We start from the raw sequence: 10,930 nt of genomic DNA, 5'->3' as shown, positions 1-10,930 counted from the left end.
TTTGTCTTTTTATTAAAATTGAATATGATCTAAATAATTGATGTTATTATTTTTTATGGAGTAATTGCTCTATTGTTGTTTTTACGATTGCCTATGCCTAAATTTCTTTAGAAATAGGCTTTTTATTGATCATTAAAAGATATAATTGAATGGCGTAAAGCCTATACATTGAAATATAAACGTGAAAAATAATTGATAAAGTGAATATCGTAACAACCTTGTTTAGCGTAAAATCGTTGCTGATCAAATTCTCTCAACTTAGAGGTCACTCTTGGAATCATTATTGATTTTAGGCTCTATTACTTTGGCATTAATGTTAGGTGCTATTAGTCCTGGTCCAACATTTATTTATGTCGCCAAAAATTCAATTGCGATTTCACGTAAACATGGTTTATTTACTGCTTTAGGTACAGGCACAGGCGCTGCATTGTTTGGTTTGCTTGCAGTCATGGGGTTACAAGCAATTTTGTTGGCTGTACCGTCCGCTTATATTGCTTTGAAAGTTTTTGGCGGTTTGTACTTACTTTGGCTGGCGTATAAAATCATTAAACATGCTAAAGAACCGATGGAAGCTGTAAATGGTTCTGTAAAGACGATGAGTTATGTACAGGCTTTTCGGTTGGGGCTGATTACTCAGCTCAGTAATCCTAAAATTGCCATTATTCTTGCCAGTATTTTTACTGCACTTTTACCCAAAGAAATTCCAACTTATTTCTATGTGGTATTGCCGATGCTGTGCTTTTTTATTGATGCAGGTTGGTATTCGCTTGTGGCGGTTGCCTTGTCTGCGGAAAAGCCACGTCGTGTATATTTAAAGTTTAAGAAAGTATTTGATCGTGTTGCTGGGGCTGTGATGACGGGATTGGGTTTAAAACTTATTTTTGGAATGAAGTAACTGTTTGAGCTCAGGCTCACCCTCTCCAAAAATGAGAGGGTTTTTTATATTTCATCAATCCTTAAAATGCACAGGAATCCATTGATAGCTTTTACCATCTGCTGAATAAATATGCCCAATGCCGGGGAATGGCAAGTGTGGTGCTGCAATGGTTTGCCCGCCTTTCGCATATTCTGCAAATTGCTTTAAGCGGGTTTGTATTGCTTTTTTCGGGTCGATATCATAATCAATTGCCGTTGTAGGTTTATCAAATTGCACGGTATGTGAGTGCACAATGTCACCAATAAAGACCATCGTTTCATCTTTGGTTTTTAACTCATAGCTAAAATGTCCGGGTGTATGCCCCGCGGTATTAATCACTTTAAAGCCCTGAATTTGATCGCCCAATTGATACGTTTTGAAGCGTTGTTTGGCTTGATAGGGTGCAATGGCTTGTTTAATTTTCTCAACTGTACCTAAGTAATTGGCTTGTTTCTCTTTCGGCAATTTAACAGCTTGTTTTGGATTTAACCAATATTTTGCTTCATCATTCGAGACATAAACCGTTGCATTGGGAAAGTTTGCTACTCCATTTTGGCTAATACCACACACATGGTCTGGGTGCAGGTGCGTCAGTAAGATGGTATCGACTTGCTCTGGTTGATAGCCTGATGCTTTTAAGTTGCTTAACACTGAACCCAAATGTGTGCCAAAACAGCTTGCAGCGCCACTATCCACCAAAACCAGCGAATGACCTGTATTCACGAGGAAGGCATTGACAGAGGTTTGTACACCTTTGGCTTGGTCGGCAGCGTATTTCTTTAAAATTTCATGGATTTCTTTTTCTGGAATGTTTTGAAAGAGTTTAGGCGACATGAAGTTAGTGCCATCGAGCAGGGCGGTGATTTGTACATCACCCATTTGGTATTGGTAATAGCCTGAAACTTGTTTTTGTTGTGCTATGGATTTTGTTTGTGCTTCTACAGCTTGAGCTTGGGGCATCGCTATACATGCACTCAGTGCCAGGATAGTCATCGCCATTTTTGTATTTAGCATTTTCATGATTATGTTTAGCTTAGGAGACATGTATTTTTTAGCATATTTTTGAATAAATTTTATCTGATAAAAACAATAACTCATCAAAAGTGGGAGTTTTATCAGTTTGAATAGTGTTAATTAAGATACTTCGTCACCCAATTTTGCTCCTAGTTTAGGTTTAATTATTATTCATAATTTTCTATTTTTAATATTTTCTTTTGTTTAAAAAAGTTTTTCCATTCCTCTCTAGAAAGTTTGTTCTTAGTTATAAGTTCTATCAAAAAAGTTATCCATTCATCTTGATATAAATAGTCATTATGAGGTTCGTCATAATGACAGTAATCAGGGTTTGTTTCAAAAGCATCGCTATCGGGACTAAAATCAGAATAAGGTCTGATTTTAAAGATACAAAGCAATTGTTTATGATCATTATGTGTCAATTTCAAATTGATAGATTTGTTAACCTCTTCTAAAACTTTGCTTGGTTTCAGTTTGCCGATATTAACGCCTTCAAGCTTTACGACTTTATCTTTAATAATTGCTGTGAGGTGATTATATTTTTCTTTATCTTCTTCTGAAATTGAACTCCAGTTCACAAACTCAACTGCTAAATCACTTTTATTGGTATTGGCAATTTTGGGAATTTGGATCAATTTGATACTGTACTCTTGTGATGCAAATACATCATCACGAATATGATCACGATATTTCTGAATAAATTCTATCAAGTCTTTATATTCTGTAGAAAGTAATTGTTTACTAGCTTTTTTTTGCTGAGTTGTTCTCATTCTGGAAAATTGTAAGGAATGAGCTAAACTTTCATTAATCGCATATTCCTCTCCGAATAATTTAATTAATTCATTTTCATAGTTATATAGAAGTGCTTGGCATTCGCCGAAAATTGTCAACCCGATTTCATCTTTATCAATTGTTCGATGTTCAATTTTATTTCTTAATTTTATAAAAAATTCTAAGTTAATTTTTACTGCTTCTGATAATTTTGCATATTCTTTTATGCATGTTTTTAATTCCCATGCTTTTTTATCACCATCAATCAGTTGATACCTTCCATTTTTCTCTTTATGGAAATATGTGTCTCCAATTGTATGGTTAAAGTGAGCTTGGAATAGTCTTGTCCAAGCCATAACCATGTGTGTAATAAAAGTTTCAACTCTAAAAGGTGCTCTAGGTTTATTGTAAATTTCGACTGCTAATAGAGCACAATCGATTGAACTTTCTAATAAGGATTTTGTTTTGCCTTTTCTTAGTAATGGGGTTTTCATTAATTTTCATATCGATAAGTAAATTATCTAGAGATTATCAGTAAATTATTGATATTTAAATAATATGAGCAGTTTTTTATTTATTTTTGTTGTGGAGAAAGTAACGAAACCCCTTTGTTCGTTAGGGGCACGTCCTTGTGCCCCTAACGAACGGGCGACATCCATGTCGCTAGTCATGTGATGTAATACTGTTATAAATTCTTTAATGAATGCTCCTTTTCCCTCTGGGAAGAGGTTAGGATGAGGGAATAAAAGAAAGCAATAAAAAAGCCCCTACAACGTAGAGGCTTTTTCTTTTAAGGATTAAACCTTAAGACACTTTATCACCCGCTTTAGCACCAGTTTCAGGTGAAATCACCCAAACACCTTCGCCATTACCTGCTGCAAGCACCATACCGTTTGAAATACCAAAACGCATTTTACGCGGTGCAAGGTTAGCCACCATTACCACCAATTTACCTTTTAAGTCTTCTGGTTGGTAGAACTCACGAATACCGCTAAACACGTTGCGTGGTTCAGCTTCACCAACATTTAAAGTCAATTGAAGCAACTTATCAGAACCTTCGACAGTTGACGCTTCTAGAACTTCAGCGACACGTAGGTCAACTTTCATAAAGTCTTCAATGCCAATGATCTCAGCTTCACCGACTTTTGGTTCAGGTTTTTTCTCAGCAACTTTCTTTTCTTTCTTCTTCTCAACTTTTACAGGTTCAGCCGCAACTGCTAAAGAGTCTTTAGATGCATCGACCATTGCTGCAACCGCTTTCGGGTCTACACGTTGCATTAACGGTTGGAACAATGCAATTTCATGATCAACCAATGCCGTTTGAGCAGAAGCAAAGTCAAAGTTATCTAACTTTAAGAACGCTTGCACTTGAGCTGCTAAAGTTGGAAGTACAGGTGCAAGGTACACAGCCAATTGACGGAACAGGTTAATCCCGACCGAACATACATCGTGTACTTGTTGCTCTTCGCCTTCAATTTTCGCTAAAGCCCAAGGTTTTTTCTCATCAATATATTGGTTGGCTTTATCTGCAAGTGCCATGATTTCACGAATCGCAGCAGAGAACTCACGTGCTTCGTATGCTTTCGCAATTGAGTCACCCGCATCTATAAAGCTTTGTACCAATTCAGGCTCTGCACAAGTTGCACTTAACTTATTATCAAACTTGGTATTGATGAATTTTGCACAACGGCTCGCAATATTCACCACTTTACCAACTAAGTCAGAGTTTACTTTCTGAACGAAATCATCCAAGTTCAAATCAGAGTCTTCAACTTTATCTGACAGTTTAGACGCGAAGTAATAACGTAAGTACTCAGGGTTTAAGTGCTCTAAATACGTTTCAGCTTTGATGAATGTCCCGCGAGATTTGGACATCTTCTGACCATTCACCGTTAAGAAACCATTCACGAACAAACCTGATGGCGTACGGTAGTTTGCGCCTTCAAGCATTGCAGGCCAGAACAGCGCGTGGAAGTAAACGATGTCTTTACCAATGAAGTGATAGACTTCTTTGTCAGAGTCTTTCTTCCAAAAGTCGTCAAAACTTAAATCAGGACGTTTAGCTTTGATGTAGTTTTCAAAACTCGACATATAACCAATCGGCGCATCGACCCACACATAGAAATATTTGTTCGGTGCATCTGGAATTTCAAAACCGAAATACGGTGCATCACGTGAAATATCCCAGTCTGATAAACCAGCTTCAAACCATTCATCTAGTTTGTTGGCAATTGAAACAGGTAAGCGACCTTGGTCACGCGTCCATTTTTGCAAATATTCTGAGAAATTCGGCAGTTTAAAGAAGTAATGATCTGAAGATTTCTCTACAGGCGTTGCACCACTTAAAGTCGATTTCGGGTCTAAAAGTTCAGTCGCGTTGTATGTTGTACCGCAGACTTCACAAGCATCGCCATATTGGTCTTCCGATTTACATTTCGGGCATGTGCCTTTAATGAAACGATCCGATAAGAACATGCCTTTTTCAGGGTCAAAAAGCTGGTTGACAGGACGAATTGCAATATTGCCTGCTTCACGGTTTTTCACATAAATTTCAGAGGCGCGAGAGCGGTTTTCATCACTATGCGTTGAATCATAATGATCGAAATGCACGCCAAAACCGTCAAAATCACGGATGTGTTCTTTTTGTACGTTGGCAATTTGATCTTCAGGTGAAATACCATTCGCTTCGGCACGTAGCATAATGGCTGTACCGTGAGCATCATCCGCACATACATAAGTCACATCGTGTCCCATTGCACGCATGGCACGAACCCAAATATCTGCTTGGATATAACCGAGTAAGTGTCCCATATGGATGGGGCCATTGGCGTATGGTAGGGCGTTAGTGACTAAAATATTACGCACGGATATGACTCTCTCATTCGTATTTTATATAAGGTCAACGATTTTACCTTAGATAGCCGCGACTTGCACAAGTGAATCGGTGAAAAGTTTTCAAATGAGGCTAAAGCTTGTATGAATTGAGCGCTAGATTGAACAGCAATCATTAATTTGAGCAAGACAGTGAAAAAATAATCGGAAATACATGGTTTAAAACGGCATAAAACAGTTTGTTCATCTTTTCATGAAAGATGGAATGGATTGTAAAAACTCAAATTATGCAGCTTAAAACTAATGTGTATTTTCTCTATATTCATGCGCTAATAACAGCGATAATACGTGGATTCAGCCCGTTTTTAAGAGTATGCCGTCCATGATTGACGATGATTTTGATTTCGACCAAGCCGTGACCCGAATTCCGCAAAATCCACAAGCGACTAAATTACTGGGCAATCAACTTTTACAACAAGCTGAACACTACCTTGCTTCAATGGGCAGTCGAGCACATGCACAATTGGTCGAGTCGCTCCGTCAGCTCGAGTCTGAAGATTCATACTTTGCAATCATGGCCGATCAACTTGAGTATGAAAGTGATGAACCAATCGCCAATGACGTGCTCAATCTGTTGTTTTTCTGGCAAATGGCCAATGAAAAAGAAGCGGATATGACTGAGTTTCAATTGCCCGATTTAATCCAAACGGGCTATTTCCAAGCGACTTTGCTTGAAGCTTATGATGCAATGGAGTTGGGGGCATTCCAAGCCCAACGCCGCAGCGTGATTGAAGAAACTTTAAAACTGTATCAACAGCAGTGTTATGCCGGTTGTATTACGGTTCTTTATGGTCAAATTGAAGGGATTTTGACGGATGCTCTAGTTGAACATGGTTATTTACAGCAAAATCAAACCAAGTTTGTCGATGTCTATAAAATCGTGCCGGGCTTGAAAGGCCATGAAGTCAAAAGCCTGTGGCATAAAGTCAAAATTGCCAGTGAAATCAATCCGTATTTCTTGAGCCTTGAAGCATTGAAAATGGATGCGAGTTCTAGTGTCACCGCCAGCCGTCATAATATGGTACACGGTGCGGACGTGACCCATTTCATTCAAGCACGCAGTTTCATTTTGTTTATTTGGCTGTTTGCAGTAATCAGTTTTATCAGTACTTTAAAGCGTTAGTTTGTTCCGTATAAAAGTATAGGATGGATCTAAAATTGATGCATCCTGTACATCTATTGTTTCTAAATGATGCAAATGACGTCAGCACTTAAAAAGCAAGGTATAACTCTGAGTTAAGCAAAATTTTAAATACGAAAGAGGGCTGTGACATGACGAATGATAATAAACTCGATGATTTAAAAACCAAAGCGACTGAACTGAGTGAAGACTTAAAGTTAAAAGCTGAAGCGGCAAAACTTGAAGGTGAGAAAGTGCTGGAAGATGTTAAGCATCACGCCACTGAAGCCAAGCTTGATGCTGAAAAGCAACTGACTGACTTAAAAGAGAATGTAGAAGAAAGTAAAGCTGAAGCTAATGCGGCCTTTGAGCAAAAGTTGGAGTCTGCACAAGCCAAAGCTGAGCATGCGAAGCAAGTCGCGCAGGAGAAATTGGATCATTTTAAAGTTGAAGCAGGACATAAACTGGATGAGGCTAAACTTAAAGCTACAGAGTTAAAGCATGAGGCTGAAATTAAACTGGAAGAGTTTAAGGTGCAAGCCACTGAAAAGTTTGACGAATTGAAAAAGAAAGCCACAGAAACACTGCAAAAGTTTAAAAAAGACGACCAAGCTTAATGTTAACTAGCTAGCCGACTGTTATAACCTAAATGTTACTGCACAGACTGTGTATATGATGCAGGGTCTGTGTCTAAATTAAACCATGTAATACTTTGAATTTGGTTATTCACGGTACGAATGGTATAGCGAAAGTTTTGTATTTCATAGATATATACTGTTTCCATAGGGCTGTCGGGAGCAGTGCTTAGCGGTTTAGATACCATTGAAGTCGGTGACAAGTTGATTTTTTTCTGCATGTCCTGAACTTGGTCACCTATGGTCACGGTTTGACCCGTAGGAGTCCTAAACGAGTTGGTTGATGTATCGGCAAAACTTAGGCCCGACAGCAAATAAGCGCAAATAAAAGCGATCCCCCATTTCATTGTTTTTCTCCATATAGCTTCATTATAGACCAACAGAATATAGGTATTTTGCTATGCAAAAACATCACCTTAAATGGTGAGATGAGTCAAAAATTACAATTTTTTACGTTCAAGTTTGAAACAATTCACTGATTTTACTTTGAATGTTCTAGAGCTAAATATTAGCGTTTGACAGGATTACTAATAAAAAAACCAACTGATTTGGTAGGAATATTGGTTTTCATTGCATATTCTATGAAGACTTAACTTAACCTCTCTAAGTTTTGTGGTTAAACTATAGCACTCAGCTGTGAACTCGAATTTGGAGCAAATATATGTCGTGGCTTTCTTCTCTTAAATCTGTTTTTTCTCCTGCGCAGGAGGTAAAGGAAGAAGAAATCCAAACAGTGCTGCAAAACTATATCTTGCCCAATTCAAACAATGCTTTAAAAGACCGCATTACTCAAGTGAATGTGCAAGGCAATATCCTGCAAATTACCCTGAATACTTTTCCTGCTGAAGCAGATGATTTACAGCAGATCCATGATGACTTGGCAGTTGCACTTGAAGCGTGTGGTATCAAAGAATTAAATATGCATGTGATTCAGCAAAAAACTGGGCATAAAGAAAAATCTGGTGGCTGCGGACATCAACACGCTGAAGGTGAGAGCTGTTCAAGCCAAGCAAAAGAGGCTGTGCCGAAAAGCAATTTACCGCCTGTGATTGATGCTTCAGGTTCAACAACCGAAGCCACGGCACCATCGGTTGAAGCTGATCCAAACAATCCACCCATTCAAAAAGCAGCGCCACAACAACGTGATGTGCCGAAGCATCCGCGTATTCAAAATGTGATTTTGGTATCCTCAGGCAAGGGGGGCGTAGGTAAATCGACCACCACCGTAAACCTTGCACTTGCTTTGCAAAAGCTAGGCTTAAAAGTGGGGGTCTTAGATGCTGATATTTATGGTCCGAGTATTCCGACCATGTTGGGCAATGCGGGCAAAACGCCGATGATTGAAGCGGAAAACTTTGTACCCTTAGATGCCTATGGTTTAGCAGTGTTATCAATTGGGCATTTAACAGGTGATCATAATACTCCTGTGGCTTGGCGTGGGCCAAAAGCGACAGGAGCATTGATGCAACTGTTCAATCAAACCTTATGGCCTGACTTAGATGTCTTAATGATTGATATGCCACCGGGTACAGGTGATATTCAGTTGACCCTTGCGCAGCGTATTCCTGTGACAGGTGCGGTGATTGTGACTACACCTCAAAACGTGGCACTTATGGATGCCACCAAAGGCATTGAGTTATTTAACCGCGTACACATACCAGTCATGGGTGTAGTGGAAAATATGTCGACCCATATTTGCTCAAATTGTGGATTTGAAGAGCAAATTTTTGGTACGGGTGGCGGTGATAAACTGTCTGAGCAATATGCTATTCCGCTTTTGGGACGTTTGCCTTTAAATGTACAAATCCGTGAAAATGCAGATGCAGGGAAGCCTTCGGTTCTAGTTGAAGACAGTGCAGCAGACAGCTATATGCAAATTGCTGAAAAAATTGTAGCAGCATTGCCGAAAGCTGAAAAAGACCAAACCCGTATTTTTTAAATTAAGCCTCAATAAAAAAAGCCCAACCTGATGAGTTGGGTTTTTTTGCTTTTTAGGATAGTGAATAGGGCTGATTTTGTTTTTTGGCTTGCAAAATATTAATGCTAGTCACCATCAAAATCCCAATAATATCAGTCACAGTTTCAGGGATAATCATACATAAAGCACCTGCACCTAAGAACATCCGCTAAAACCAGTTCAAACCAATTTTAAAGTAACCTTCAGCTGTAGCCCCAGCGCCAAAATACCGACCACAGAGGTAAAGACGATACTCACAATGGTGGTCCATACAGGGAATATAAACTCATGTGTCTGGACGTGTCGCCTTCAGAGTTTTATGTGCCCACTGTAAGGTATCTCCCTTTTAAACCGTAAAGGTTTTATGCCTGAGGTTTTGATGTCAAGATTTGCCGATAGTTTGGATATAAAGTATAAGTTTTATTATAAATTTCAAACAACAAGTTGATGTTAATTACATTACATAGAGCAGATGCACCACCTGTCGCGATGTTGACTAATTTGTTTTGTAATTTGCTCGAAGCTTGAGCACTGACTTCTGTTGTAGTGGAACGTACTGGGATGATTTTATTGTTTTTGAACGTGTTTCGAGACTTATAAGGACGGTCGAGAATAGCATGAGCTGAGTTTGTCTTTTATACAATTTCCTCGTTTTATTATCTTCAAAGCCATTCACTTGGCTCTTTTATCCTTGACTTCACGTGATCAGATTGATGAATAAAAATACGCATTATTTAAAAAGTAATTGATTAAAAATCATTTGAATAGTTTTTTTTCATTAGTCATGTCCATTTGATTTATAAAACCATTGATTCAAAAAAAGAATAAAATCTATGACTTCATATTTATGAAAGCTAGATTTGGTAAAGGTTTTAGGCCTCATTTGTGCTAATTGTTGAATAAAAATTAAAAAAAGTGTTATCTCGGTTCACTAAATTCGATTGCTTTCATTGAGGGGACTTATTAATCTTATAAGAATACATCTGTGGGTCTGTGAATATGATCACTTGGTTTTTTATTGGTTTAGTCATAACCATTCTTTTGACCCCAGGACCGACCAATACCTTACTTGCTTCATCTGGCATTCAAGTGGGTATCCGTAAGTCATTGCGGCTTATTCCTGCAGAAGCTTTTGGCTATCTCATCTCAATCACAGCATGGGGTTTTCTCATTGGAAAAGTGTCTACACACTTACCATTGTTACCCACTATTTTAAAGCTGTTTAGTGCGAGCTATATTATCTATTTGGCCATTAAATTATGGCGTACAGCAGATGTCGAGGTTAGCTTTAATCAGCCAACCATTCGTGCACGAGAGCTTTTTTGCGCAACTTTGCTTAACCCGAAAGCCTTATTATTTGCTTCAGCCATTTTTCCAACCATTGCTTGGACAAATATGGATTATTATTTGTCGCACATGTCGATTTTTTTGATTTTGATTATACCGATTGCCTTTTTTTGGACATTTATTGGCTCAATTTTAGCAACCAATAAAATTCGTTGGCTGAATCAATGCAACTTGCAAAAAACTGCGTCGATTGTATTGATGACCTTTTCAATTCCATTGGGATATTCTGCGATTTTAAGCCTCTAATTTGAAGATTAAAGACAGAAACTTTGCGAACA

Annotated in this window: 10 protein-coding genes; 5 read left to right on the top strand and 5 right to left on the bottom strand. The window is 38.4% G+C overall.

Annotated features, from left to right (window positions below; all coding sequences use genetic code 11):
• The first annotated feature begins 271 nt into the window (after positions 1-271).
• Positions 272-895 (top strand): LysE family translocator, encoded by a 624-nt coding sequence (locus GBI16_RS12490; protein WP_086208531.1) that lies wholly within the window; start codon positions 272-274, stop codon positions 893-895.
• Between the two features lie 54 nt (positions 896-949).
• Here the strand turns inward: GBI16_RS12490 and GBI16_RS12485 are convergent, their stop codons facing one another.
• From GBI16_RS12485 to metG, 3 genes are all read right to left on the bottom strand, one after another.
• Entirely contained in the window at positions 950-1,876 is a 927-nt protein-coding gene (locus tag GBI16_RS12485; RefSeq protein ID WP_228267839.1) for an MBL fold metallo-hydrolase, read from the bottom strand.
• Positions 1,877-2,097: 221 nt separating this feature from the next.
• Positions 2,098-3,195, bottom strand: coding sequence for a DUF3644 domain-containing protein (locus GBI16_RS12480; protein WP_151707176.1), 1,098 nt, complete (start codon positions 3,193-3,195; stop codon positions 2,098-2,100).
• 310 nt (positions 3,196-3,505) lie between these two features.
• Complete coding sequence (gene metG / locus GBI16_RS12475; protein ID WP_151707175.1) at positions 3,506-5,566, bottom strand: methionine--tRNA ligase; 2,061 nt, start codon at positions 5,564-5,566, stop codon at positions 3,506-3,508.
• A gap of 349 nt (positions 5,567-5,915) precedes the next feature.
• Between metG and GBI16_RS12470 the strand changes: the two genes are divergently transcribed.
• Both GBI16_RS12470 and GBI16_RS12465 read left to right on the top strand, forming a co-directional pair.
• Entirely contained in the window at positions 5,916-6,716 is an 801-nt protein-coding gene (locus tag GBI16_RS12470; protein WP_151707174.1) for a hypothetical protein, read from the top strand.
• Between the two features lie 149 nt (positions 6,717-6,865).
• Positions 6,866-7,330 (top strand): hypothetical protein, encoded by a 465-nt coding sequence (locus GBI16_RS12465; protein ID WP_110974314.1) that lies wholly within the window; start codon positions 6,866-6,868, stop codon positions 7,328-7,330.
• Between the two features lie 35 nt (positions 7,331-7,365).
• Here the strand turns inward: GBI16_RS12465 and GBI16_RS12460 are convergent, their stop codons facing one another.
• Positions 7,366-7,695, bottom strand: a complete 330-nt coding sequence (locus tag GBI16_RS12460) for a hypothetical protein (protein WP_151707173.1) — start codon at positions 7,693-7,695, stop codon at positions 7,366-7,368.
• Between the two features lie 314 nt (positions 7,696-8,009).
• On the opposite strand from GBI16_RS12460, the gene apbC reads away from it, so the two are divergent.
• Positions 8,010-9,287, top strand: a complete 1,278-nt coding sequence (gene apbC / locus GBI16_RS12455; RefSeq protein ID WP_151707172.1) for an iron-sulfur cluster carrier protein ApbC — start codon at positions 8,010-8,012, stop codon at positions 9,285-9,287.
• 52 nt (positions 9,288-9,339) lie between these two features.
• Here the strand turns inward: apbC and GBI16_RS19050 are convergent, their stop codons facing one another.
• Positions 9,340-9,471: a hypothetical protein gene (locus GBI16_RS19050; protein ID WP_265735887.1), complete on the bottom strand. Its 132-nt coding sequence runs from the start codon at positions 9,469-9,471 to the stop codon at positions 9,340-9,342.
• Between the two features lie 833 nt (positions 9,472-10,304).
• Here GBI16_RS19050 and GBI16_RS12440 point away from each other — a divergent pair.
• A complete protein-coding gene (locus GBI16_RS12440) occupies positions 10,305-10,898 on the top strand; it encodes a LysE family translocator (RefSeq protein ID WP_086208523.1) in 594 nt (197 codons plus the stop codon).
• Positions 10,899-10,930 lie beyond the last annotated feature (32 nt).

It is taken from the genome of Acinetobacter sp. TUM15064 (assembly GCF_008980265.1).
Classification (GTDB): domain Bacteria; phylum Pseudomonadota; class Gammaproteobacteria; order Pseudomonadales; family Moraxellaceae; genus Acinetobacter.
This window is presented reverse-complemented; position numbering and strand designations above follow the sequence as displayed.

Bases quoted from the DNA above. Each gene is read 5' to 3' on its own strand.
- GBI16_RS12485 (WP_228267839.1), bottom strand. From the start codon at position 1,876: ATGCCCCAAGCTCAAGCTGTAGAAGCACAAACAAAATCCATAGCACAA.
- GBI16_RS12480 (WP_151707176.1), bottom strand. From the start codon at position 3,195: ATGAAAACCCCATTACTAAGAAAAGGCAAAACAAAATCCTTATTAGAA.
- GBI16_RS12470 (WP_151707174.1), top strand. From the start codon at position 5,916: ATGATTGACGATGATTTTGATTTCGACCAAGCCGTGACCCGAATTCCG.
- GBI16_RS12465 (WP_110974314.1), top strand. From the start codon at position 6,866: ATGACGAATGATAATAAACTCGATGATTTAAAAACCAAAGCGACTGAA.
- GBI16_RS12460 (WP_151707173.1), bottom strand. From the start codon at position 7,695: ATGAAATGGGGGATCGCTTTTATTTGCGCTTATTTGCTGTCGGGCCTA.
- apbC (WP_151707172.1), top strand. From the start codon at position 8,010: ATGTCGTGGCTTTCTTCTCTTAAATCTGTTTTTTCTCCTGCGCAGGAG.
- GBI16_RS19050 (WP_265735887.1), bottom strand. From the start codon at position 9,471: ATGTTCTTAGGTGCAGGTGCTTTATGTATGATTATCCCTGAAACTGTG.
- GBI16_RS12440 (WP_086208523.1), top strand. From the start codon at position 10,305: ATGATCACTTGGTTTTTTATTGGTTTAGTCATAACCATTCTTTTGACC.